This window comes from Halomonas borealis, assembly GCF_004798905.1.
GTDB lineage: Bacteria > Pseudomonadota > Gammaproteobacteria > Pseudomonadales > Halomonadaceae > Halomonas > Halomonas borealis.
In genome coordinates this window covers 43568-67077 of record NZ_SDMO01000001.1, presented here as the reverse complement: position 1 = coordinate 67077, position 23510 = coordinate 43568, and the positions used below count along the sequence as shown (strand labels likewise).

At 68.6% G+C, this 23510-nt stretch carries 18 protein-coding genes; 11 read left to right on the top strand and 7 right to left on the bottom strand.

Going from position 1 to position 23510, the window contains the following annotated elements; all coding sequences use genetic code 11:
- The first annotated feature begins 109 nt into the window (after positions 1 to 109).
- Entirely contained in the window at positions 110 to 1483 is a 1374-nt protein-coding gene (locus tag ETC07_RS00295; protein WP_136246550.1) for an NCS2 family permease, read from the top strand.
- A gap of 73 nt (positions 1484 to 1556) precedes the next feature.
- On the opposite strand, the gene ETC07_RS00290 is transcribed toward ETC07_RS00295, so the two are convergent.
- The gene (locus ETC07_RS00290; RefSeq protein WP_136246549.1) at positions 1557 to 2246 is read right to left on the bottom strand and encodes a TetR/AcrR family transcriptional regulator; all 690 of its coding nucleotides are present in this window, start codon (positions 2244 to 2246) and stop codon (positions 1557 to 1559) included.
- Between the two features lie 183 nt (positions 2247 to 2429).
- On the opposite strand from ETC07_RS00290, the gene xdhA reads away from it, so the two are divergent.
- The 5 genes from xdhA (at position 2430) to ETC07_RS00265 (ending at position 9699) form a co-directional block, all read left to right on the top strand.
- A complete protein-coding gene (gene xdhA / locus ETC07_RS00285) occupies positions 2430 to 3887 on the top strand; it encodes a xanthine dehydrogenase small subunit (RefSeq protein WP_136246548.1) in 1458 nt (485 codons plus the stop codon).
- Positions 3871 to 6381, top strand: a complete 2511-nt coding sequence (gene xdhB, locus ETC07_RS00280; protein ID WP_136246547.1) for a xanthine dehydrogenase molybdopterin binding subunit — start codon at positions 3871 to 3873, stop codon at positions 6379 to 6381. The genes xdhA and xdhB overlap by 17 nt, the downstream gene beginning before the upstream one ends.
- Positions 6368 to 7231: a xanthine dehydrogenase accessory protein XdhC gene (gene xdhC, locus ETC07_RS00275; protein ID WP_136247000.1), complete on the top strand. Its 864-nt coding sequence runs from the start codon at positions 6368 to 6370 to the stop codon at positions 7229 to 7231. The genes xdhB and xdhC overlap by 14 nt, the downstream gene beginning before the upstream one ends.
- Before the next feature lie 315 nt (positions 7232 to 7546).
- Complete coding sequence (gene guaD, locus ETC07_RS00270) at positions 7547 to 8896, top strand: guanine deaminase (RefSeq protein ID WP_136246546.1); 1350 nt, start codon at positions 7547 to 7549, stop codon at positions 8894 to 8896.
- A 176-nt stretch (positions 8897 to 9072) separates the two neighbouring features.
- A complete protein-coding gene (locus ETC07_RS00265; RefSeq protein ID WP_136246545.1) occupies positions 9073 to 9699 on the top strand; it encodes a hypothetical protein in 627 nt (208 codons plus the stop codon).
- On the opposite strand, the gene ETC07_RS00260 is transcribed toward ETC07_RS00265, so the two are convergent.
- The 6 genes from ETC07_RS00260 to ETC07_RS00235 form a co-directional block, all read right to left on the bottom strand.
- Positions 9696 to 10706, bottom strand: coding sequence for an adenosine deaminase (locus tag ETC07_RS00260; protein ID WP_136246544.1), 1011 nt, complete (start codon positions 10704 to 10706; stop codon positions 9696 to 9698). The genes ETC07_RS00265 and ETC07_RS00260 overlap by 4 nt on opposite strands.
- A 13-nt stretch (positions 10707 to 10719) precedes the next feature.
- A complete protein-coding gene (cydC, locus tag ETC07_RS00255; RefSeq protein WP_136246543.1) occupies positions 10720 to 12462 on the bottom strand; it encodes a thiol reductant ABC exporter subunit CydC in 1743 nt (580 codons plus the stop codon).
- Positions 12455 to 14116 carry a thiol reductant ABC exporter subunit CydD gene (gene cydD / locus ETC07_RS00250; protein WP_136246542.1) on the bottom strand — a complete coding sequence of 554 codons (1662 nt, stop codon included), beginning with the start codon at positions 14114 to 14116 and terminating at the stop codon, positions 12455 to 12457. Before cydD ends, cydC begins: the two co-directional genes overlap by 8 nt.
- A gap of 4 nt (positions 14117 to 14120) precedes the next feature.
- Positions 14121 to 15122, bottom strand: a complete 1002-nt coding sequence (gene cydB, locus ETC07_RS00245) for a cytochrome d ubiquinol oxidase subunit II (RefSeq protein WP_136246541.1) — start codon at positions 15120 to 15122, stop codon at positions 14121 to 14123.
- A gap of 3 nt (positions 15123 to 15125) precedes the next feature.
- The gene (locus tag ETC07_RS00240) at positions 15126 to 16535 is read right to left on the bottom strand and encodes a cytochrome ubiquinol oxidase subunit I (RefSeq protein ID WP_136246540.1); all 1410 of its coding nucleotides are present in this window, start codon (positions 16533 to 16535) and stop codon (positions 15126 to 15128) included.
- 201 nt (positions 16536 to 16736) lie between these two features.
- Positions 16737 to 17720: a calcium/sodium antiporter gene (locus ETC07_RS00235; protein ID WP_136246539.1), complete on the bottom strand. Its 984-nt coding sequence runs from the start codon at positions 17718 to 17720 to the stop codon at positions 16737 to 16739.
- A gap of 109 nt (positions 17721 to 17829) precedes the next feature.
- On the opposite strand from ETC07_RS00235, the gene ETC07_RS00230 reads away from it, so the two are divergent.
- The 5 genes from ETC07_RS00230 to ETC07_RS00210 all read left to right on the top strand — a co-directional run bounded on the left by ETC07_RS00230 (position 17830) and on the right by ETC07_RS00210 (position 23507).
- The gene (locus tag ETC07_RS00230; RefSeq protein WP_136246538.1) at positions 17830 to 19185 is read left to right on the top strand and encodes a paraquat-inducible protein A; all 1356 of its coding nucleotides are present in this window, start codon (positions 17830 to 17832) and stop codon (positions 19183 to 19185) included.
- The gene (pqiB, locus tag ETC07_RS00225; RefSeq protein ID WP_136246537.1) at positions 19166 to 20848 is read left to right on the top strand and encodes an intermembrane transport protein PqiB; all 1683 of its coding nucleotides are present in this window, start codon (positions 19166 to 19168) and stop codon (positions 20846 to 20848) included. The genes ETC07_RS00230 and pqiB overlap by 20 nt, the downstream gene beginning before the upstream one ends.
- Positions 20845 to 21450, top strand: coding sequence for a PqiC family protein (locus ETC07_RS00220; protein WP_136246536.1), 606 nt, complete (start codon positions 20845 to 20847; stop codon positions 21448 to 21450). Before pqiB ends, ETC07_RS00220 begins: the two co-directional genes overlap by 4 nt.
- A 157-nt stretch (positions 21451 to 21607) precedes the next feature.
- Positions 21608 to 22945 (top strand): DEAD/DEAH box helicase, encoded by a 1338-nt coding sequence (locus ETC07_RS00215; protein ID WP_136246535.1) that lies wholly within the window; start codon positions 21608 to 21610, stop codon positions 22943 to 22945.
- Between the two features lie 58 nt (positions 22946 to 23003).
- Complete coding sequence (locus ETC07_RS00210; protein WP_136246534.1) at positions 23004 to 23507, top strand: hypothetical protein; 504 nt, start codon at positions 23004 to 23006, stop codon at positions 23505 to 23507.
- The last annotated feature ends 3 nt before the right edge of the window (positions 23508 to 23510 follow it).

Sequence of the window (23510 nt, the reverse complement as noted above, 5' to 3'; positions counted from 1 at the left end):
GGCCAGCTTGCTCGACCACGCACCGGCGGCTAGCCTTGACCCTCGATATCTTGACCATATGGTTAGGAAAAACGCGTCCCGTCACCCACAACAACAATCGGGTATCGACATGCCACAGACCTCCACCCGCCTGGCCGGGCAACCGCAACCGGACACCCCCCGGCAGGCCGCACCGCCGCGCCTCGACCGCTGGTTCGGCGTCACCCGCCGCGGCTCCACGCTGAAGACCGAAACCCTCGCCGGGATCGCCACCTTCCTGGCCGGCATGTACATCATCGTGGTCAATCCGGCGGTGCTCTCCGACGCCGGCATCCCCTTCTCCGCGGCGCTGTCGGCCACCGTGCTGATCAGTTTCATGAGCAGCCTGGCCATGGGCCTCTATGCCCGCAATCCGATCCTGGTCGCCCCGGGCATGGGCATGAATGCGTTGTTCACCTATACCCTGGTGCTCGGCGCGGGTCTGAGCTGGGAGGTGGCGCTGGGCTGCGTCTTCTGGTCGGGGGTGATGTTCGCGGTGCTCGCGATGTTCAACGTGCGCCGCGCCATCATCGATGCCATCCCGACGTCGCTGCGCTACGCCATCACCTGCGGCATCGGGTTGTTCATCACCTTCATCGGGTTGCAGAACGCCGGCTTCATCGTCGCAAGCGACGCCACCCTGGTGTCGCTGGGCACCATGGATGCCCATCTGGCGACCTTCTTCCTCGGCCTGGTGGCCACGGCGGTATTCGTGATCCTGCGTTTCAACGGCGCGCTGATCATGGGCATCGCCCTGACCACCCTGCTGGCGATCCCCATGGGTCGTCTGTGGGGCGACGAGGTGATGGTGGCCTGGAGCGGCCTGGCCGCCTGGCCGGACTTCAGCGCCGTCATGCGGGTCGACATCCTGGGCGCCCTCGAGGTGGCCTACCTGCCGTTCATCTTCGTGATGCTGTTCACCAACTTCTTCGATGCCCTGTCCTGCTTCATGGCGCTGTCGGAGGCGGCCGATCTGAAGGACGAACACGGCAACCCACGCAACCTCAAGCGTTCGATGACCGTGGATGCCTTCGCCTCGATGATCGCCGCGCCGCTCGGCACCAGCGCGGCCCAGACCTTCATCGAGTCCGGCGCCGGCGTCGCCCAAGGCGGCCGCACCGGTCTGGTGGCGGTGGTCGTCGCGCTGCTGTTCCTGCCCTTCCTGTTCCTCTCGCCGCTGCTCTCGTTGGTGCCCGGCATCGCCACCGCCCCGGCGCTAGTGCTGGTCGGGCTGTTCATGATGGCGCCGATCGGCAAGATCGACTGGCAACGCTTCGATCAAGCCTTCCCGGCCTTCCTGGCGATCATCCTGATGCCGCTGACCTACTCGATCACCCTGGGCATCGCCTTCGGCTTCATGAGCTTCGTGCTGATCAAGCTCGCCACCGGCCGCCTCACGGAGATCAAGCCGGCCATGTGGGTCAGCGCGGCGCTGTCGGTACTACTGCTGATCACCGCGCAGTGAGCCGTGCCCACCTCGACGACATGGGGCGCCGCGGGGTGCTTCACCCGCGGCCCTGGCTCCCGCCCGAATCGGATCATGCAGGGTCATGACCCACGCTCGTCGCCCCCGCCTTCGTGGGATGACGAACGCCACAGCCCTTGATCACCACCCGGGTCAGGAACTCGGTGATCCGCTCCAGGTCCTCGTCGCTGAGCGTCTCGCGCCCGGTGATGCCCAGCACCTGGGCCTCGAAGTCGGCGTAGTGCTGGGTGGACGACCAGATCAAAAAGATCAGCCATACCGGGTCGACCGGGTCCATCAGCCCGCGCTCGGCCCACTCGCGGAACACCGCCGCGCGGCTCTGCACCCAGTCCCGCAACTCGCCGCTCAGGTACTCCTGCAGGAAGGGCGCGCCGCCGAGGATCTCGCTGGCGAACAGCCGCGAGCCCTCGGGGTGGCGACGCGACATGAGCATCTTGGAGCGAATGAAGGCCGACAATACCTCGGCCGGGTCGTCTTCCGCCGAGATGTCGTCGAGCATGGCGTTCCAGCGCGCCATCATCCGTTCCAGCAGGCGCACATAGAGCTTGCGCTTGCTGCCCATGTAATAGAGGACATTGGACTTCGGCAGCCCCGCCTGCTCGGCGATCTCCTGCACGCTGGCCCCGCGATAGCCATGGCGGGCGAAGACCCGCTCCGCCGCCGCCAGGATCGCCTCCTCGTTGCGGCGCCGAATGGCGCCTCCCTCTTGCTCACCGCTGTGTTGCGTCTTTGCCTTGGCCATGGGCCCTCGCTGCTCCCGACGACGATCTTGGGCGAAGAGATTGCCTGACGGGCCGGTGACAAGGCAATTCGGCGCACCGATCTCGAAAAAAATCCCTTCGGGAACTTGCCATAACTGACCATATGGTCAAGTATTAACACACCCCCTGATCACCGGCCTACACAACCACAATCGGAGCCGACCATGATCGATTTCTCTCTCAACGGCAGGCGGCAGCGCTGTGGCGACGTCAGCGCCGATACCAGCGTACTCGAACTGCTGCGCGACCGGCTCGGCCAGACCGGCACCAAGGAAGGCTGCGCCTCCGGCGACTGCGGCGCCTGCACCGTGGCGATCGGCGAGCCCGGCGACGATGCCGGGCCCGACTATCACAACGTCAACGCCTGCCTCACCCCGGCCCACCAGCTCGACGGCTGCCACCTGATCACCGTCGAGGGGCTGGCCGATGGCAAGACGCTCCACCCCGCCCAGGCGGCGATGGTCGATTGCCATGCCAGCCAGTGCGGCTTCTGCACCCCGGGCATCGTGATGTCGTTGTTCACCCTCTACGAGCAGCAGCGCCGTGATCAAGCGCCCCCGTTGACCCAGCAACGCCTGGAGAGCGCGTTGGGTGGCAACCTGTGTCGCTGCACCGGCTACCGGCCGATCCGCGACGCCGCCCTGAGCATGGCCGATTACCCCGCGGTCGCGGCCATCCCGAGCGAGCACGTGGTGCTCGACGACGCGTCGGACGATGCCACGGCTGCCCACTACGCGGTGCCCCGCCATCTCGCCGCCCTGCGCGCCCTCAAGGCCGAACGCCCCCAAGCCCGGCTGGTGGCGGGCGCCACCGACCTGTGGCTCGAGACCACCCAGCAGCTCAAGGCGCTGGACGACCTCATCGACGTGCGTCGGGTCGCCGAGTTGAACGTCATCGAGGAGACCGACGCCGGCTGGTGGATCGGCGGCGCCGTCACGCTCGCCCGACTGACGCCGCTACTCGCCGAGCCCTACCCGGCCTTCGAGCACCTGATGCATCGCTTCGCCTCCTCGCAGATCCGACACCGCGCGACGCTGGGCGGCAACATCGCCAACGCCTCGCCGATCGGCGACACCCCGCCGGTGCTGCTGGCCCTGGATGCCCGACTGCGCCTGGATGGCCCGCGTGGCGCCCGCGAGCTGGCGCTGTCCGATTTCTTCCTGGACTACCGCAAGACGGCGCTGGCCGAGGACGAATTCATCGCCGCCATCTTCCTGCCGCGGCCTGCCAGCGGAGCGAATCTCAAGGTCTGGAAACTGTCAAAACGACGCGAGGATGATATCTCCGCGGTGCTCGGCGCCTTCGCCTGGACGCTCGACAAGGGCGTGCTGCGCGATGTCCGCCTGGCCTTCGGTGGCATGGCGGCGATTCCCCGCCGCGCGCCGGGGGCCGAGGCTGCGCTGGAAGGCCATGCCCCGGACGGCGAGGCCTTCGCCGCTGCCCGCACCGCCCTGGCCGAGGAATTGAGCCCGATGGGTGATGTCCGCGGCAGCGCCGAATACCGCCGTATCGCCGCCGGCAACCTGCTCGAACGCCTGCGCCTGATGATCGCCGCCGACGCGACGACCACCGACGCCGTCCATTCCACGACCCAGGTGACCCTCGATGCGCACGCTCACTAGGCTTTCTCACTCGCCCGACACCGCTCGTGGCGGCGAGTCCGCCGCCGACCAGCGCCCCAACCAGCGCAATCAGGGCGACGCGCCGCTGGCCCGCGAGACCGTCGCTCCCCAAGGAGGCGCCAACAACGCCCGCGCCCACGAGAGCGCCACCAAACATGTGACCGGCCGCGCCGCCTATATCGACGATATCGCCCCCCCGACCGGCGTCGTGCACGTGGCGGTGGGTCTGTCGCCGGTGGCCTACGGTCGGCTGACCCGGCTGGACCTGGACGAGGTGCGACGTGCCCCTGGCGTGGTCGACGTCATCTGCCTGGCCGACGTGCCGGGGCACACCGACATCGGACCGGTGTTCCCGGGCGACCCGATCTTCGTCGATGAGACGATCAGCTATCTCGGCCAGTGCCTGTTCGCGGTGGCGGCGGAGAGCCACCGCGCCGCCCGCCTGGCGGTCAAGCAGGCGACGGTCGAGATCGACGAGCGGCCGGCCTCGCTGGACCCGGTGGCCGCCGCCGAGCGCGAGGAATTCGTACGCCCCACCCACGTCCACGAACGCGGCGACTGGCAAGGCGCCCTCGAGGCGGCCCCCCACGTGCTCGAGGGCACCCAGTTCGTCGGCGGCCAGGAACACTTCTACCTGGAAGGCCAGGCCTGCCTGGCGGTGCCCAGCGAGGATGAAGGCGTGATGGTCTACACCTCCAACCAGCACCCCAGCGAGACCCAGAAACTGGTCGCCGAGGTGCTCGGCATCCCCTTCCACGCGGTGACCATGGAGATGCGCCGCATGGGTGGCGGCTTCGGCGGCAAGGAGACCCAGGCCTCCCCCTGGGCGTGCATCGCCGCGCTCATCGCCCGGCGCACCGGCCGCGCCGCCAAGGTCCGCCTGCCGCGTGCCGAGGATTCGCGGGCCACCGGCAAACGCCATCCCTTCCATAACCGCTACCGCCTGGGCTTCGACGACCAAGGCGTGCTGGCCGGCGGCGATATCAGGCTGATCGGCGACTGCGGCTACTCGCCGGACCTCTCCGAGGCCATCGTCGACCGCGCCATGTTCCACGCCGACAATGCCTACTCCCTGGGCGACGCCCGGGTAACCGGCCAACGCGCCCGCACCCACACCGCCTCTAACACCGCCTTTCGCGGCTTCGGTGGCCCCCAGGGCATGATGATCATCGAACGCGCCATGGATGACATCGCCCGTCATCTCGGCGAGGACCCGTTGACCATTCGCCGACGTAACCTCTATCGCGCCCAGCGCCCGGACGCCGCGCCACGCGATATCACCCACTACGGCCAACGCGTCGAGCAGCTCACCCTGCTCCATGAGCTGATCGCCCGGCTCGAGCAAAGCAGCGACTACTGGACACGCCGTCGCGAGATCACGGCGTTCAATGCCCAGAGCCCGATCATCAAGAAAGGCCTGGCGCTGACCCCGGTGAAGTTCGGTATCTCCTTCACCGCCCAGCATCTCAACCAGGCCGGCGCGCTGCTGCACGTCTATACCGACGGCAGCGTGCTGATCAACCACGGCGGCACCGAGATGGGCCAGGGCCTGCACACCAAGGTCTGCCAGGTGGTGGCCCGGGAGCTGGGGCTCGACCTGGAGCGGGTGCGCATCAGCGCCACGCGCACCGACAAGGTGCCCAATACTTCCCCCACCGCCGCCTCCAGCGGCGCCGATCTCAACGGCCAGGCGGCCCGCGACGCGGCGAGCAAGCTGCGCGAGCGGCTGTTCGACTTCGCCGCCGAGCACTTCGAGCGCGATGCCGGCGGGCTCGACCGCGAGACCATGCGCCTGGAAGGCGGTGAGCTGATCGCCGGCCTAGGCGAGGCCGAGACGCGCCTGCCCTGGGGCGAGCTAGTCCAGGCCGCCTATATCGGCCGAATCTCGCTCTCCGAGAAGGGCTTCTATGCCACCCCGCTGATCCACTACGACCGTGCCACCGGCCGTGGACGGCCTTTCTATTACTACGCCTTCGGCGCCGCCGTCAGCGAGGTGGAGGTCGACACCCTGTCCGGCGAGTATCGCGTCAGCCGCGCCGATATCCTCCACGATGTCGGCGACTCGCTGAACCCGGCCATCGACATCGGCCAGATCGAGGGCGGCTTCATCCAGGGCATGGGCTGGCTGACCAGCGAGGAGCTGGTCTGGAACGAGGCCGGCCGGCTGGTCTCCGACGGCCCGGCCACCTACAAGATCCCGGCCTTCGGCGACCTGCCCGAGACCTTCAACGTCGAGCTGCTGCAGGGCCACCCCAACTCCCAGGCCAGCATCTACCGTTCCAAGGCCGTGGGCGAGCCGCCCTTCATGCTGGCCATCTCGGTGTGGTCGGCGCTGCGCGACGCCCTGGCGAGCCTCACCGACTACCGCGTCAGCCCGGCGCTCGACACGCCGGCCACCCCGGAGCGGGTACTGATGGCCGCCGAGGCGCTGCGTCGGGAAAGGACCACCGCCGATGCCGAGCATGACGAGAGCCCCGACCATGCACCGGCCTGAGCCCTGGTACGCGGCGCTCGAACGCCTACAGCGACAGGCGCGCCCTCACGCCTTGGCCAGCGTGGTGGGCGTGGCCGGCTCCACCCCGCGCGAGCCCGGCGCCAAGATGGTGATCGCCGCAGATACCACCCATGACACCCTGGGCGGCGGCACCTTCGAGCAACAGGTGATCGAGGCCGCCCGCGAGGCGCTGGCCGACGGCCACACCGACGCCCGGCTGGAAGCCTTCGCGCTGGGCGGTCGCTCCGGGCAGTGCTGCGGCGGTTACGTCCATGTGCTGATCGAACCGTTCGCCGACGCCGAGATGGGTGTGGCGCTGTTCGGCGCCGGACACGTCGGCCAGGCCCTGGTCGAGGTGCTGGCCCCGCTGCCCTGGCGGGTGTGGTGGTTCGACAGCCGCGAGCACGCCTTCCCCGAGAACATTGCCGATGGCGATCGCCTGCACCATCATCGCCTGGCGACCGGCGCCGACGGCGTGGACACGGCAGGCGCCGTGGCCTCGCTGCCCGCCGGCTGCCACGCGCTGGTGATGACCCATGACCACGCCGAAGACCGCGCCCTGGTAGATGCCCTGCTGCGGCGCGGCGACTGCGCCTCGATCGGGCTGATCGGATCGCACAGCAAGTGGGCGAGCTTCCAGAGCCGACTGGGTGACGCCGGCCATGACGCGGCGGCGCTCGACACGGTGCGCTGCCCGATCGGCGTGCCCGGCGCCCACGGCAAGCGGCCCTACGAGATCGCCCTGGCGGTGGCCGCCGAACTACTGACGCTCAAACCCGAGGCCACGCGCGACGACCGGCGAGGCGTCGCCCCGGAGAGCCTGCGCGAGGCCTTCCCGTCACACCGCTGAGCGCTCCACGAATGAGCGCCAGCGATACAAGCGAAGCGAGGGTTTTTGGCCCAGGGGCGAGGCGGAACGAGAAGCACATCCCGTGAATGTTCTTCCCGCCGAGCGGGTTGACCATGGATGGCCAGCCCAGGCCCTGCCAGCGGCGCAGGATGCATTAGCACCGCAGCAGGGCAAAAGTAGCGACCACGGACGGGTTTACAGGGCCTCGCGGAGGCTTGTCGACGGAAACGCTCATCGTCTGTCAGATAACGATAAACAGACCCAGCCCGTATTGTCTCAAGCACCGGTCGCGACCGGTGTTCAATGGAGAGATTCATGAACGACCCCCGCCCCCCCATGCGCGTGCTGCGCGGCCCGCTGCTGAGCTTCGATGCCGACCCGGGTGACGGAGACGCCCCGGCGCCTGGCAGCGTGCGCCACCTGGAAGACGGCGCCGTGTGGCTGGTCGACGGCCACCTCCACGCCGTGGCCGACTACGCCGAGCTGGCCCCGCACCTGCCGCCGGACATCGAGGTGGTGGACTACAGCGGCAAGCTGATGATGCCGGGCTTCATCGATAGCCACGTCCACTACGCCCAGCTCGACATCATGGCCTCCTATGGCCGCCAGCTGCTCGACTGGCTGAACGACTACACCTTCCCCGAGGAGTGCCGCTTCGCCCAGCGCGCCCACGCCGAGACCGTGGCCGAGGCCTTCCTCGACGAGACCCTGCGCGCCGGCACCACCACCGCCCAGGTCTTCTGCACCTCTCACCCCGGCTCGGTAGACGCGTTTTTCAGTGCCGCCAAGGCGCGGGGCCTGCGCATGCTGGCCGGCAAGGTGCTGATGGATCGCCACGCCCCGGACGCCCTGGTCGACGATCCGTTCGGCGGGCTTGCCGACAGCGAACGACTGATCGGCGACTGGCACGGCCGGGATCGGCTCGGCTACAGCCTGACACCGCGCTTCGCGCCCACCTCGAGCCGCGAGCAGCTCGAGGCCACCGGCGCGGTGCTGCGCAATGCGCCGGACCTGCACCTGCAGACTCACCTCTCGGAGAACGAGGGCGAGATCACCTGGGTCGCTGAACTGTTCCCGGAATGCCGGGACTACCTGGGGGTCTACGAGCGCTTCGGGCTGGTCGGGCCACGCAGCACCTTCGCCCACGGCATTCATCTGGATCAGGGCATGCGCCATCGGCTGGCCGAGGCCGGCGCCAGCGTCGCCTTCTGCCCTACCTCCAACCTGTTCCTCGGCAGCGGGCTGTTCGACCGCCAGGCCTGCCGCGAGGCGGGGCTCGCCACCAGCCTGGCCAGCGACGTGGGCGCCGGCACCGACCTCTCGGGGCTAGCGACCCTCAAGGCCGCCTACCAGGTCGGCCAGTTGCTCGGCCAGCCGCTCACCGCCTGGCAGGGCTTCTACCGGCTGACGCTGGGCAACGCCCGGGCCCTGCACCTGGACGACCGCATCGGTCGCCTGCGGGAAGGCGGCGAAGCCGACCTCGTGGTCCTCGACCCCCAGGCCACGCCGCTGCTGGCCCGGCGCACCGCACGCTGCCGCACGCTCGCCGAGACGCTGTTCGCGCTGATGATGCTGGGCGACGATCGTGCGGTTCATGCCACCTGGGCCAACGGCCGGTGCGTGCACCACCGCGATGCCCAGGCAGCGCTACGGCCCGAGGCCTGACAGCCCAGGGCACTCGACCCGCCGTGCGTGTGGGCTCGCCGGTCCGGCGAGCCCTTCCCGATGGTGATCGAGGCCCGGCATGATCCACCGGGCACGTCGCCGCCGAACCGGCCGGAGGTTGCGCGCCTCGCCACCCTGCCCTAGCGTGGCGGAAACGCAAAGCAGGGTTCGACTTCATGCAGTGGCTCAACCAGAACGCCAGCGCGATCGGCGCGATCACCAGCACCCTGACCCTGCTGATCTGGCTGTTCTATGCCCAGCTACTGTACAACGGCTATATTCGGCAACGCCGCCCACGCATCATCATCAACCGGGGTCACGGCAAGGACCTCGACTCACTGTGCCTGATCAGCAACATGAGCGCCGAGGCGATCTTCGTGGAACATATCATCGCCGTTCTCGATACCGACTCGGGCGAGCGGCAGCTCGATATCACCGACTATCAGCAGCCCGGGGAAGAAGACCGCAGCACTCGCACCTACCAGGGCCCACTCCCCTCCGGCGCCTACCTGCATGTTGGCGCCTTTCGCGGCATCCTCGATCGAGTGGCCCATCATCATGGCGTCATGCCGCCGGACCATCGGCCCGGCCAGGACTGGGGGCAGAACGCGACGCCTCGCGCGATCGAGATCCGCGTGATCGCCATCTACGGCTCTGAAGACGCCCCCATCGGGGCACGACGGCGCTTCTGCCTCACCGACGACGGTCACGACTGCCTGCTCACCCCGGACGGGCTCGACACCCAGCGCCTCACCAGCCGGCGTCATCGCCATCGTATTCGGCACTGGATGCGGGAGCTCTAGCCACCGGGAGGCACTTGCATCGCCGCCAGCCTCTCGCGCAAGGCATCACGCCGCGTCTCGCTCATGAAACCGGCCTCGATGGCGTTACCGGCAAGCCGGGTGAACGTCTCGCGGGACCAGCCGAAGGCACGCTCGCAGGCCAGGAAGTTGTCCAGCATACCGCCGCCGAAGTAGGCGGGGTCATCGGAATTGAGGGTCAGCGTGAGCCCGGCCTCGAGCATCGCCGGCAGCGGATGCGCCTCGAGGCGCTCGACCACCTTGAGGCGCAGGTTAGACAGCGGGCAGACGGTCAACACCCTGGCCTCGGCACGCAACCGCTCGACCAGCGCCTCGTCTTCCAGGCAACGCACGCCATGATCGACGCGGCAGACGTCGAGCCTGTCCAGCGCCTCGCGGATGTAGGCCGGCGGCCCCTCCTCGCCGGCGTGGGCGACCCGCGCCAGCCCCAGCTCCGCCGCGCGGCGGAACACCACGGCGAACTTGCCGGGCGGATGGCCGACCTCGGCACTGTCGAGCCCCACGGCATCCAGCCGCTCGAGATGGGGCACGGCCTGCTCCAACGCCTCCAGCGCCTCCTCGGCAGGCCGGTCGCGCAAGAAGGCGAGGATCAGCGCCGTGGACAGGTCCAACTCACTGGCCGCGCGGCGCCGGGCGCGCTCCAGGCCTTCCATCAGCGTATCCATCGCGACGCCCCGGGCCAGGTGTGCCTGGGGGTCGACGTGCATCTCCACATGCACCACGCCCTCGGCGGCGGCACGCCGGAAGTAGTCCATCGCCAGGTCCTCGAAGTCCCGGGCGGTATGCAGCACGCTCATACCCTGGAAGTACACGTCCAGAAAGGACGCAAGGTCCTCGAAGTCGTAGGCGGCTCGCACCTCCTCTACCGAGGCATAGGGCAGCGTCACGCCATTGCGCTCGGCGAGCGCCATCATCAGCTCGGGCTCCAGGGTGCCCTCGATGTGCAGATGCAGTTCGGCCTTGGGCAGGGCCTTCAGGAAATCCCGCATAATTCACCTCGTCTCAGTGCCTGGCGCCATCTTGAAAGATTCCGCTAGGCGCCACAAAGCCCTTCGCTTCCTCGCTCGCCAACGATTGCCAACGATCGACGCCGGGCAAGGCCGTCTGCTCGGCGCGCTCATGCACCAGATAGAGCACGCTGCGCCCCTCTAGCCAGGCATCGAGACGCGGGGCGAGACGCCCGGCGAGCGCCGAATCGAGCCCGGCGAAGGGTTCGTCGAGGATCACCAGCCCCGGGTCGCGCAGCAACAGTCGCGCCAGGGCCACGCGCCGCGCCTGACCACCGGACAGCCGGCGTCCGCCCTCGCCGACCCGAGTCGCGAGCCCACCGGGCAGTGCCTCGGCCCAGTCGCCGAGCTCCACGATCTCGAGCACCGCCCACAGTCGGGCATCGTCGGCCCCGGGGGCGCCGAGCCTCAGGTTGGCCGCCAGGCTATCGTCGAACAGTTCGGTGTGCTGGGTCAGGCAGGCCACATGTTCGGCCAGGGCCTCGGGGGCGATTGCCTCGATCGGCAGGCCTGCCAGGGATACGACACCGCGGCCCGGCGCCAGCTGCCCGGTCGCAAGCGCCGCCAGGCTCGACTTGCCGCTGCCCGACACGCCATGCACGGCGAGGCGTTCGCCGGGCGCCAGGGTCAACGAGAAGCCGTCGAACACCGCTGTCAGTGCCTCGGGATAACGCAGCGACAGATCCTCGACGACGAGCCGCGGCGCCCCGGCAGGCAGGCTCGCCGCTCCCCCAGCGTCACGGCGGGCGCCATCCAGCGTGTTGAGGCGCTCGGCGGCGGCCAGGGTCGCCCCGAACTGGGTGAAGGCCATGGGCAGTGCGCCGAGCGCCTCGCTCATCGCCATCACCGCCAGTGGCATCATCACCATCACCGGCCCCGACACCGCCCCGGCCTGCCAGGCCAGCGCCGCAAGCCACAACGCCGAGAGCCAGCCGAGGCCCACGGCCAGGCCGGCCAACGCCGTGCCCAGCGCCGCGAAGTGCCCCAGCCGGCGCTGGTCGGCGTACAGGGCCTCTTCGATGGCCTCGAGGCGCCGCCGCGCGGCGGCCAGGCCACCGTAGGCCTCCAGCTCGGCGAGCCCCTGGAGCTGTTCGATCAGGCGCCCGCGCAATCGCTCCAGCTCGTCGACCCGGCGCCGACTGGCGGCGAGCCCGAGGCGCGCCTGACCCAGCGTCAACCACGCCCAGGCGGCGCCCAACAACCCGCCGACCGTCAGGCCGGCCGCCGGCGAGCCGATCGCCAGGCCACCGGCCAGGGCAAGGATCGCCAACAGCGCCACCGCGGCCGGGGCCAGCAGGCGCAAGAAGAGACTGTCCAGGGTATCGATGTCGGCGGTCAGCCGATTCAGCCAGTCGCTGGCCCGGCGCCGCGAGAGCGTCTGGCCGTCGAGCCCGGCCAGCACCGCGAACATCCGGCCGCGCAGATCGGCCAGCAGGCGCAACACCGTATCGTGGTTGTAGAGCCGCTCGGCGTAGCGCGCCGCGGTGCGGGTCACCGCGAAGCCGCGAATGCCACCGCCCGGCACATAGACATCCAGCGTCATGGCGCCACCGGCGGCCAGGGCGATGCCGGCGAGCCCGGTCGCGGCGATGAACCAGCCCGACAAGGCCAACAATCCGAGCGCCGAGGCCAGCGCCAGCGCCATCAGCCCGGCGCCGGCCAGCAGGCGGTTGCGCCGCCGGCCGAGCAGGCGCAGCCAGGGCGCGAGGGTAGCGAACGTGCCGCGAGGCTCAGCCATGATTCACCGCCTCGAGCCGGCCATCACGCAGCGTCAGCCGGCGGTCGGCGCAGGCCAGCGGCGCGGCCCGGTGGCTGGCGATGACCAGGCTGCGCCCTTCGGCGGCAAGCGCCATCAACGCCTCGATCACCGACGCCTCGCTGTCCACGTCGAGGCTTTCGGTGGGCTCGTCGAGCAGCACCAGTCGGGCCTCGGAGAGGAACACCCGCGCCAGCGCCAGCCGCTGGGCCTGGCCGCCGGAGAGCCCGACTCCTCGCTCGCCGAGACGGGTCTCGAGGCCCTCCGGCAGAGCTGACATCAACGCGCCCAACCCGGCCGCCGAGAGCGCACGCCGCAGGGCTGGCTCATCGGCGTCAGGCGCGGCGAGACGCAGGTTATCGGCCAGGCTGCCGTGAATCAGTAGCGGCCGCTGGTCCATCCAGGCCACCTCGAGCCCGGCTTGTCGACGCATATCGCCGGCCTCCGGGTCCAGGAAGCCCGCCAACAGCTGCAACAGGGTCGACTTGCCGGCCCCCGAGGGGCCGCTGACCGCCAGGATCTCGCCCGCCGCCAGCGATAACGACAGTGCCTTGAGCACACCGCCTCGCTCGGGATGGCTCACCGTCACCGCCGCCAGCTCGACGAGGGCCGGGGATTCGCAGGGGGCCGCCGGCTCAAAGCCGCGGCGCGGCGCCTCGTCGAGCAGCGCCACCATACCCTCGGCGGCGCCTAGGGCCGAGGCGCGATCGTGGTAATGCTGGGCGAGGCTTCTCAGCGGCTGGAAGAACTCCGGCGCCAGCAGCAGCGCCAGCAACCCGCTGAACAGCGTCAACTGCTCGGCGGGGCCATAGGTCACGTAGCCGAGCAGGCCGAAGCCCACGTAGATGGCCACCATGGCGATCGACACGGCGGCGAAGAACTCGAGCACCGCCGAGGACAGGAAGGCCAGGCGCAGCGGGCGCAAGGTTCGCCGCCGATAGTCGTCGGCGGCGGCATGCACCTCCTCGGTGGCCGCCGCGCTACGCCCGAAAAGCTGCAGGGTGGTGATGCCGCGGACGCGATCGATGAAGTGGCGCGACAAGCGCGCCACGGCATCGAACTGCTCCTCGTTGAGCCGCTCGGCCCCCATGCCGACCAGGGCCATGAACAGCGGGATCAGGGGCGCCGAGAGCAGCAGGAAGAGCGCCGCCAGCCAGTCCAGCCAGGCCACCAGCGCCAGGATCACCAGCGGCATCAGCAGCGCGAGATAGCGTTGAGGCAGGAAGCGTGCCACGTAGCCGTCCAGCGACTCGACCTGATCCACCACGCGATGAGCCAGGCTGGCGCTATGATGCGCGGTGAGGCCCACCGGCCCGAGCCGGGTCAGATGATCGAGCAACTCCCCGCGGGCCCGGCGTCGCAGCCGCAGGCTGGCGGCCAGGCCCAACGCGTCCTGCCCCCATTGCGCCAGGGCACGCAGGCCCATCAGGGCCACCAGCAAGGCGAAGGCGGGAAGCAGCGTGGTGGGCGTACGGCTCTCCACCAGCAGCGAGGCCACCAGCCAGGCCAACAGGGTGAGCTGCGCCACGCTCGCGATGCCCGCGATCAGGCCACACCCGACGGCCAGGCCCAGCCGCCCGCGTTCGGCGCGCGCCAGGCCGGCGAGCCAGGCGCGCGAGGTCGAGGGTTGAGTCATCGTCTCAGTGGTATCCCTCGCCCACGCGGACCTTGCCGCGGAACACCCAGTAGCTCCAAGCGGTATAGGCCAGCACGATGGGAATCACGAACAGCATGCCCAGCAACAGGAACAGCTGCGACTCGGGCGCCGAGGCGACGTCCCAGAGGGTGTAATCCGGCGGCACGATCACCGGCCACTTGCTGACCACCAGCCCCAGATAGGTGAAGACGAACACGCCGAGGGTGGCGATGAATGGCTGCCCCTCGCGGCGCGCCTGGACGGCACGCCATAGCCACAGGGCACAGAGCAGGGCCAGTACCGGGAACACCCAGATCAGATGCAGGTGGCCGAACCAGCGCTCACGCACCGCCTCATCGACGAAGGGCGTCCACAGGCTGATGATGGCGAACACCGCGAGGACCGCGATCAGCAGTCGCGGCACCAGCCGGTAGGCCCATGCCTGGGTGTAGCCCTCGCTCTTCATGATCAACCAGCTGGCCCCGAGCAAGGCGTAGCCGGCCACCAGGCCGATGCCGGTCAGCACCGTGAAGGGCGTCAACCAGTCCAGGACGCCTCCCACGTAGACGAAGTCCTCCACGGCGAAGCCCTGAATATAGGCGCCGACCACCGCCCCCTGGGCGAAGGCGGCCACGACGGACCCCCAGCAGAAGGCCCGGTTCCACCAGCGGCGGTGACGGTGCGACTTGAAGCGAAACTCGAAGGCGATGCCGCGGAAGATCAGCCCCGCCAGCATCAGGAAGACGCCGATGTAGAGCGCCGGCAGGAACACCGAATAGACCACCGGAAACGCCGCCAGCAACCCGGCTCCGCCGAGCACCAGCCAGGTCTCATTGCCGTCCCAGATCGGCGCCACCGAGTTCATCATCACATCGCGGCTGTCCTCGTCGGGGGCGAAGGGGAAGAGGATCCCCACGCCCAGGTCGAAGCCGTCCATCAGCACATACATGATGATCCCGAAGCCGATGATACCGGCCCAGATCAGCGTCAGATCGAATATCTCCATGACTCAGCTCCTTCCCGGCTGGTTGGCGGCGTCTTCGAAGGGCACATGGGCGGCGGACAGCGGCCGCTTGGGTCGTTCCACCTCATCGTCATGGGGCGGTTCGGGCAGCATGCCCTGACGCACGACCCGGGTCAGGTACAGGGTGCCGGCATAGAACACCACGGCATAGACCAGGATGTAGCCGATCAGCGTGAACAGCGCCATGCCACCGGTCAGCGACGGCGTCACCGCCTCGGCCTGGGTCATGATGCCGTATACCAGCCAGGGCGCGCGGCCGGTCTCGGTCACGAACCAGCCGGCGAGCACCGCCAGGAACGGGGTGATGGTCATGACGCGCATGAACTGCAGGTAGCCGCGGTGATCATACAATCGCCCCTTCGCGCGTAGCCCCAGGCCGATCAATGCCGCGGCGATCATCGCAAGCCCCATCGCGACCATCACACGGAACGACCAGAACACCAGCCACACCGGCGGCTGCTCCTCCGGCGGGACCTCGCTCAGGCCCGGCACCACGCCATCGATGTCATGGGTGAGGATCAGGCTGGCCACACCCGGCAGGCCGAGCTCCACGATGTTCTCCTGAGCCTGCTGGTCGGGCCAGGCGAACAGCAGCAGCGGCGCGCGAGACTGGGTCTCCCAGTTGCCCTCCATGGCCGCCACCTTGGTGGGCTGATGCTCCAGGGTGTTGAGGCCATGAAAGTCGCCGACCACGGCCTGAAGCGGCGCCAGCACCAGCAGCATCCACAAACACATCGAGAACGCCTTGCGGTTGGCCTGGGGCTCCCGGCCGAGCAACAGGTACCAGGCGCTGACACCCGCCACCACGAAGCCACCGGTCAGGAAGGACGCCAACACCATGTGGGCGAAGCGATACGGGAAGGACGCATTGAAGATCGCCGCGCTCCAATCGGTCACGCGGAAACGCCCGTCGACCAGCTCGGTGCCCGCCGGGGTATGCATCCAGCTATTGGCGGCGAGGATCCAGAAGGCCGAGATGAAGGTGCCGAGGGCGACCATGATCGAGGCGAACAGATGTACCCCCTGAGGCACCTTGTCGCGCCCGAACAGCAACACGCCGAGGAAGGCGGCCTCGAGGAAGAAGGCGGTAATCACCTCGTAGCTGAGCATCGGACCGAGGAAGTTCGAGGCCGCCAGGGAGAAGTTGCTCCAGTTGGTGCCGAACTGGAATGACATGACGATGCCCGATACCACTCCCATGCCGAACACCACGGCGAACACCTGCGTCCAGAAGATCGCCAGGCGCTCCCAGGCACGGTTAGCGGTGCGATAGAAGAGGCCATTGAGCACGGCCAGATAGGACGCCAGGCCGATCGAGAAGACCGGGAAGATGGTGTGGAAGGACACCACGAAGGCGAACTGCAGCCGCGACAGCAGCAGAGGATCCAGTTCCATGAGGCATACCTCGTTCCTGCGGACCATTGATGGGAATGCGCCGGCACTCTCGTGCCCTGTTCAGGGAGCGCGATGCCCTCTTCCGCATTCACCCTTGCTCGCCTCAGATTAGCCGATACCGGCCCGGCCAAGGCAAGCCACCCGGGGCATCATAGCGCGTCCGGGGTGATCCGTTGTCTGTGTCGCGTTGCCGCAGCCCTCTCACGTCATCGGGGCGCCGCTCACCACCAGGTGTGTCATGAAACCGAGATAGCTCACATACATGGCCAGCAGGATGCCACCCTCGAGACGATTGATGCGCCCCGCCCGGCCGCGCCAGCCCATGGCGAAGACCACCATCAGCACCGTCATCGCGGCCATCAGGCTCCAGTCGCGCAGCAGCACCTCCCGACCGGCATCGATCGGCGCGATCACCGCGGCGAGCCCCACCACACCCAGGGTGTTGAAAAGGTTCGATCCCACCACATTGCCCAGCACCAGATCGTGCTCACGACGACGCAGGGCGCTGATCGAGGACGCCAGCTCCGGCAGCGAGGTGCCGACCGCCACCACCGTCAAACCGATCACCAGGTCGCTGACGCCGAGGCTCTGGGCGATGGAAACCGCGCCCCATACCAGCAGCCGAGAGCTCGCCACCAGCAGCACCAGGCCCAGCGCCGTCCAGCCCAGGGCGGTGCGCAATGGCATGGGGTGCGTGGCCAGATCGGTCTCAGTATCGGATGACAGCGGATCCGTGTCGTTGCGCAGGCCCTGAACCACGCTGTAGCCCATGAAGACCGCCAGTACGACCAGCAGCAGCATGCCCTCGAGGCGCACCACGCCGCCCAGCAAGAGCACCGCCGTCAGCAGCGTCGCCCCTCCCAGCACCGGCAGCTCACGACGCACCACCCCGGAATGCACCGCCAGCGGCGCGATCAACGCCACCAGCCCCAGGATCAGGCCGATATTGGCGATGTTCGATCCGAAGGCATTGCCCAGGGCCAGCCCCGGATTACCCTGACTCGCGGCGATGGCCGAGACCACCATTTCCGGCGCCGAGGTGCCGAAACCGATCACCAGCATGCCGATCAGCAAGGGAGAAAGGCCGAGCCGCGCGGATGTCGCCGCCGCGCCGTCAACGAAGCGCTCGGCGCTCCAGACCAGCAGGATCAGGCCTGCCACCACCGCCAGGGCGGGAAGCATCATGGTGTCTCCATCGCAGTCAATGAGGCACGCATGGTTGACTATGGTGCCCCCTACGTCAACGTGACACACTCTGTGACAAGTCGTTGATCTTCAGGAGAACGCCATCGCCGTGCCCAGGCCGGTCTTTCGCCACCTCGCCCTGCCCACCCAGGCGCCCTACGTCGACCGTACCCCTCCGGAGGCTCGTGCCACCCGGCGACGCCTGCGTGCCTGTCATGAATGCGATTGGCTGATGGCGCTGCCGCCCCTGCATTCGGGCGAGCAGGCGGTATGTCCACGCTGCGGCCACGCCGAGGTACGCCGCCACCGCTACCCTGCCCAGCGCAGCCTGGCACTCGCGATCGCCGCCCTGACCAGCCTAGCGGTCGCCGCGGCCTTCCCCTTCCTGGCCTTCAGCGTGCGCGGCGTCGGCAATCGCATCGACCTGACCCAGACCGCCAGTGAACTCCTCGGCCACCAGGCCCCACTGGTGGCCATCGTCGTGCTGATGACCATCCTGGTGCTGCCAACCCTCTACCTGCTCGCCGTGGCGTGGCTACAGCTCGGCCTGCTGCGTGGCACGCCGCTGCCGGCCAGCCGCAGTGCCGCACGCGCCCTGGCCCACCTGGCGCCCTGGATGATGGCCGACGTCTTCCTGATCGGCACCCTGGTCAGCCTGATCAAGATCGCCGGTCTCGCCCAGATCGACCTCGGCCCGGGCTTCTGGGCCTTCGGCATCTTCGCGATATTGCTGGTGGCGACCACCCAGTCGGTGGACCGCGACTGGCTATGGTTTGCCCTGGCCGGCGAACCGCCCGCCCCCGAGGGCAGCCAGACCGGTCGACCGGCCGCGCCCCAGGGGCTCACCGGCTGTCACACCTGTGGGCTGGTAGGCCGCCTCGATGCCCATGGCCACGGCCAATGCCAGCGTTGCGGCGAGCCGCTCCATGCCCGGCGTCCCTACAGCCTGCAACGCACCTGGGCGCTGCTGGCCGCGGCGGCGATACTCTACGTGCCGGCCAACGTTTACCCGATCATGACCACCATCAGCCTGGGGCGGCCTAGCCCCAACACCATCGTCGGCGGTATCGTCGAGCTCATCGACATGGGGTCCTGGCCGGTGGCGCTGGTGATCCTGGTGGCCAGCGTGATCGTACCGATCGGCAAGCTGTTAGCCCTGGCCTGGCTGTGTCTGGTGGCACCACGGGCCCATTCGCTCAAGGCACCGGCGCGTACCCGGCTTTATCGGATCACCGAGTTCATCGGTCGATGGTCGATGGTCGACATCTTCGTGGTGGCGATCCTGGTGGCACTGATCCGCGCCGGGAACCTGATGGCCGTCGAGCCCGGCCCCGCGGCGGTCGCCTTCGGCGGTGTGGTGGTACTCACCATGCTCGCCGCCATGGCCTTCGACCCCCGATTGATCTGGGAAGATTCATCCCCCACAGCGGACGAGGAACCCCTGCATGACCGACACGCCCCCTGACGCTGCGTCCGATACCGAGCATCGCGCCCGGACCACCCGCCAGGCACGGCTCTCGCCGATCTGGATCGTCCCCATCGTGGCCCTGCTGATCGGCGCCTGGCTGGTCTACGACAGCTACCTGAGCCGCGGCCCGATGATCACCTTGACCATGGAAAGCGCCGACGGCATCGAGGCCGGCAACACCCTGATCAAGACCCGCAACGTCGAGATCGGTCAGGTGGAGTCGGTGGACCTGGCCGACGACCTTTCCCAGGTCGTGATCACCGCCCGCATCAAGCCCGAGGCCGCATCGATGCTGGTCGAGGACAGCACCTTCTGGGTCGTCAAACCGCGCATCGGCCGTGAGGGTATCAGCGGACTCAACACCGTGCTTTCCGGGGCCTACCTCCAGCTCGAACCCGGCCAGAGCGACGAGGAAGCGAGCCGCTTCACGGTCAGCGAGCAACCCCCGGTGGCGCCTCCCGGCGCCGAAGGCTTGCGCATCAACCTGCTCAGCGAGGTCGATAACAGTCTCAGCGTCGGCGATCCGGTCACCTATCAAGGCTATACCGTGGGGCGCGTCGAGGAGGCCGAGTTCGACGTCGAGACCCGGCGCATGCACCATCGCATCTTCATCGAGAGTCCCTACCACCGCCTGGTCACCGACAACACTCGCTTCTGGGGCTCCAGCGGCGTCGACCTGCGCCTCGACTCCGAAGGCGTACGCGTCCAGCTCGACTCCCTCGAGACCATGGTCAGCGGCGGCGTCACCTTCGGTGTGCCCGAGGACCTGCCGCGCGGCACGGCGGCCGACCCCGACAGCACCTTCACCCTCTACGCCGATGAGGACAGCGCCCGCGAAGGCACCTTCGACCGTTACCTGGAATACGTGATGCTGATCGAAGACACCGTGCGCGGCCTGTCGCGCGGCGCCCCGGTAGAATTTCGTGGCGTGCGGATCGGCACCGTCGCCAGCGTGCCGTGGAACTTCACGTCGTCCCAGCCCGAACGCGATTCACGCCTGGCGATCCCGGTGCTGATCCGCATCGAGCCCCAGCGTCTCGGCATCGACGACCAGACCCTGGACCTCGACGAATGGCAGCAGCGCTTCGAACGATTGTTCGAGCGCGGCATGCGCGCCTCGCTGAAGAGCGGCAACCTGCTCACCGGCGCGCTGTTCGTCGACCTTAGCCTGGACCCCGAGCGGCGCGACACCTACACGCCCGAGACCTTCGCCGAACGCGACGTCTTCCCCACCACCTCCGGTGGGCTGGCGCAGATCCAGGGCCAGATCACCGCGCTGCTCGAAAAGCTCAACGACCTGGAACTCGCGCCGATACTCGACGGGCTAGAACACAACCTGGCGACCTCGGAGGCCACCCTGCAACAGGTCCGCAAGCTCACATCCAGCGTCCAGTCGTTGCTCGACGATCCCGAGACCCGTGCCCTCCCCGGCGAGCTCAACCGCACGCTGAGCGCCCTGCGCGACACCCTCGAGGGCGTCTCGCCGGGGGCGCCGGCCTATCGGGACATCACCGAGACCCTCGACCAGCTCGAACGCCTGCTACGCGACCTCCAGCCCACGGCTCGCCAGCTCGGCGACAACCCGGGTGCCCTGCTGTTCGACAGCCTGGACGCCGACGACCCCGTGCCCCGTGCCCCGACACCAAGGAGTTCGCCATGATCTCGCCGCGCCCGCTGCTGCCGCTCCTGGCCCTGCTCTGGCTCACCGGCTGCGCCCTGGGCGGCACGCCGGCGACCCGTTATGCCCTGCCCGAGCCGGCCGCCCCGGCCGCCGGCCAAGCCGGCGTCGATGCCAACCATGTGCTGGTGCTACGCCCGCTGCGCCTGGCTCCGCTCTTGGACACCGAAGGCATCGTCGTGCAACTCGACGACATCACCCTACGCGAGGCCGACGGCCACCGCTGGGCGGAGCCGTTGGGCCGCCAGCTCGAACGCGGCCTGCGTGAGCGTCTGGCCGCCGACCTGCCCGACACCCGGGTACGGCTCGACACCGAGGCGGACGCCGCGACCGATCCGCTGCAACTGCGCGTCAGCGTGGAACGCTTCCAGGGCCGACCCGACGGCCAGGCGCTGGCCGCCGGCCGCTGGCAGCTGCTCGACGCCGATAAGGCGCTGCTCGGCGCCGCGACGTTTCGCGCCGCCACTCCCCTCGCCGAGGACGGCTACCCTGCCTTGGTGCGGGCCCTCGGCCGCAGCTGGGACACCGCCGCCGAAGAGATCGCGGCGGCGGTAGAACGACACCGGCAAGGCGTAACGCCCTGACGCCATATACGGTTGGCTGCGCCTTCCCCGGCGCTATGGCATAATACGCGCCTCTCGCGGTCGCACCCGCCGCCGCGATTCACCTCATTTCCACGCTCTGCCTCGATCCGGCCGCATTGTGCGATGGGTCGAGGCGGGGCGTTGCCGCGGAGACTGCATGACCTTTTCCGATCTTGGCCTGTGCCCCGAGTTACTGCGCGCCACCGACGCCCAGGGTTACACCACCCCGACACCGATCCAGAGCCAGGCCATCCCCGCCGTCCTCGACGGCGGTGACCTGCTGGGCAGCGCCCAGACCGGCACCGGTAAGACCGCCGGCTTCACCCTGCCCATGCTGCAACGCCTCAAGGACGGTCGTCGGCCGGCCAAGCGGAGCGTGCGCGCCCTGGTGCTGACGCCGACCCGCGAACTGGCCGCTCAGGTGGGCGAAAGCGTCCGCGACTACGGCCGTCATCTATCGCTGACCTCCCACGTGATCTTCGGTGGCGTCGGCCAGCAGCCTCAGGTAGACGCCCTCCGCCCCGGCCTCGACATCCTGGTGGCCACACCCGGGCGCCTGCTCGACCTGCAACAGCAAGGCCACGTCGACCTCTCCAGCGTCGAGATCCTGGTGCTCGACGAAGCCGACCGCATGCTCGACATGGGCTTCATCCATGACATCAAGAAGGTCCTGAAGCTGCTCCCCGACAGCCGCCAGAACCTGCTGTTCTCGGCGACCTTCTCCAAGGAAATCCAGACGCTGGCGAACAAGCTGCTCGACGAGCCGACGCTGATCGAGGTGGCTCGCCGCAACACCACCGCCGAGACCGTCGACCAGGCCATCTACCGCGTCGACCGCGAGAAGAAGCGCGACCTGCTGGCCCATCTGATCACCCAGCATCAGTGGTATCAGGTGCTGGTGTTCACCCGCACCAAGCATGGTGCCAACCGCCTTGCCGAACAGCTGTCCAAGCAGGACATCCCGTCGATGGCGATCCACGGCAACAAGAGCCAGTCGGCCCGTACCCGCGCGCTGGCGGCCTTCAAGGACGGCAGCCTGCAGGTACTGGTGGCCACCGACATCGCCGCCCGTGGCCTCGATATCAGCGAACTGCCCCACGTGGTCAACTTCGAGCTGCCCAACGTCGCCGAGGACTACGTGCACCGCATCGGCCGCACCGGCCGCGCCGGTAGCGAAGGTCAGGCGGTGTCGTTGGTATGCGTCGACGAACACGGCCTGCTCAAGGGCATCGAGCGGTTGATCAAGCGCGACCTCGAGAAGCGTATCGAACCCGGCTTCGAGCCTGACCCCAATGCCAAACCCGAGCCGATCGAGAACGGCCGTGGCAACCGGGGGCGCGGCGGCAACCAACGCGGCAATTCCCGCAACGCGGGCGGCGGTAATGGTGGCGGCCAGCGTAACGCTGGCAACGGCAACGGCGGTCGCGACGGCCAGGCGCCGGGGCGTCGTCGCCGTCGCCGCGGCGGCCAGGATCGCCAGCGCACTGGCAATTAATATTCGGCAATGCGACTGTATGGCATGATCGGATGACACGACTCCTGCAAGGATGCCCATGGACACGCGAGAGCTGATCCACGACTACCACCGCTGGCAGCGTTTCCAGCGCCAGGCCCAACTCGAACGCGAACACCGTGCGGCCTGGCAACAACTGGAATCCGCCGGCGTCTCCGCACAACGCACCACCGAGGCCTACCGCAGCATGGCCGACAAGGCCGCCACCCAGGCGGCCTGCTATCGGACCCTGTTCCTGCGCGAGCTCGACACCGGCGAGCGGCTGGCCTGCGAGGGCTGGCTGTTCGTGCGTCGGGTGCTCGCCGAGGGCGGTGCCACCCGAGTGCGCGCCACCCTGCTGCCCAGTTTCACCCTGGCCGACGGCGCGCTGCCCCCGGCCGAGGCCGGCTCGGAATCGATGACGCTGGAGATCTTCGACCAGCTACTGGTCGATCGCGGCCTGGCCAGCATGGCCCGGGTCGACCGCATCGACGCGTCGGGCGACAGTCACTTCATCACCCTGATCGACAGCGTGCGAGGCGATCTGCGCCAACATATGAGCTGAGCC

Excerpts from the sequence above, each read along its gene's own strand:
- ETC07_RS00295 (WP_136246550.1), top strand. The coding sequence starts at position 110 with ATGCCACAGACCTCCACCCGCCTGGCCGGGCAACCGCAACCGGACACC.
- ETC07_RS00290 (WP_136246549.1), bottom strand. The coding sequence starts at position 2,246 with ATGGCCAAGGCAAAGACGCAACACAGCGGTGAGCAAGAGGGAGGCGCC.
- xdhA (WP_136246548.1), top strand. The coding sequence starts at position 2,430 with ATGATCGATTTCTCTCTCAACGGCAGGCGGCAGCGCTGTGGCGACGTC.
- xdhB (WP_136246547.1), top strand. The coding sequence starts at position 3,871 with ATGCGCACGCTCACTAGGCTTTCTCACTCGCCCGACACCGCTCGTGGC.
- xdhC (WP_136247000.1), top strand. The coding sequence starts at position 6,368 with ATGCACCGGCCTGAGCCCTGGTACGCGGCGCTCGAACGCCTACAGCGA.
- guaD (WP_136246546.1), top strand. The coding sequence starts at position 7,547 with ATGAACGACCCCCGCCCCCCCATGCGCGTGCTGCGCGGCCCGCTGCTG.
- ETC07_RS00265 (WP_136246545.1), top strand. The coding sequence starts at position 9,073 with ATGCAGTGGCTCAACCAGAACGCCAGCGCGATCGGCGCGATCACCAGC.
- ETC07_RS00260 (WP_136246544.1), bottom strand. The coding sequence starts at position 10,706 with ATGCGGGATTTCCTGAAGGCCCTGCCCAAGGCCGAACTGCATCTGCAC.
- cydC (WP_136246543.1), bottom strand. The coding sequence starts at position 12,462 with ATGGCTGAGCCTCGCGGCACGTTCGCTACCCTCGCGCCCTGGCTGCGC.
- cydD (WP_136246542.1), bottom strand. The coding sequence starts at position 14,116 with ATGACTCAACCCTCGACCTCGCGCGCCTGGCTCGCCGGCCTGGCGCGC.
- cydB (WP_136246541.1), bottom strand. The coding sequence starts at position 15,122 with ATGGAGATATTCGATCTGACGCTGATCTGGGCCGGTATCATCGGCTTC.
- ETC07_RS00240 (WP_136246540.1), bottom strand. The coding sequence starts at position 16,535 with ATGGAACTGGATCCTCTGCTGCTGTCGCGGCTGCAGTTCGCCTTCGTG.
- ETC07_RS00235 (WP_136246539.1), bottom strand. The coding sequence starts at position 17,720 with ATGATGCTTCCCGCCCTGGCGGTGGTGGCAGGCCTGATCCTGCTGGTC.
- pqiB (WP_136246537.1), top strand. The coding sequence starts at position 19,166 with ATGACCGACACGCCCCCTGACGCTGCGTCCGATACCGAGCATCGCGCC.
- ETC07_RS00220 (WP_136246536.1), top strand. The coding sequence starts at position 20,845 with ATGATCTCGCCGCGCCCGCTGCTGCCGCTCCTGGCCCTGCTCTGGCTC.
- ETC07_RS00215 (WP_136246535.1), top strand. The coding sequence starts at position 21,608 with ATGACCTTTTCCGATCTTGGCCTGTGCCCCGAGTTACTGCGCGCCACC.
- ETC07_RS00210 (WP_136246534.1), top strand. The coding sequence starts at position 23,004 with ATGGACACGCGAGAGCTGATCCACGACTACCACCGCTGGCAGCGTTTC.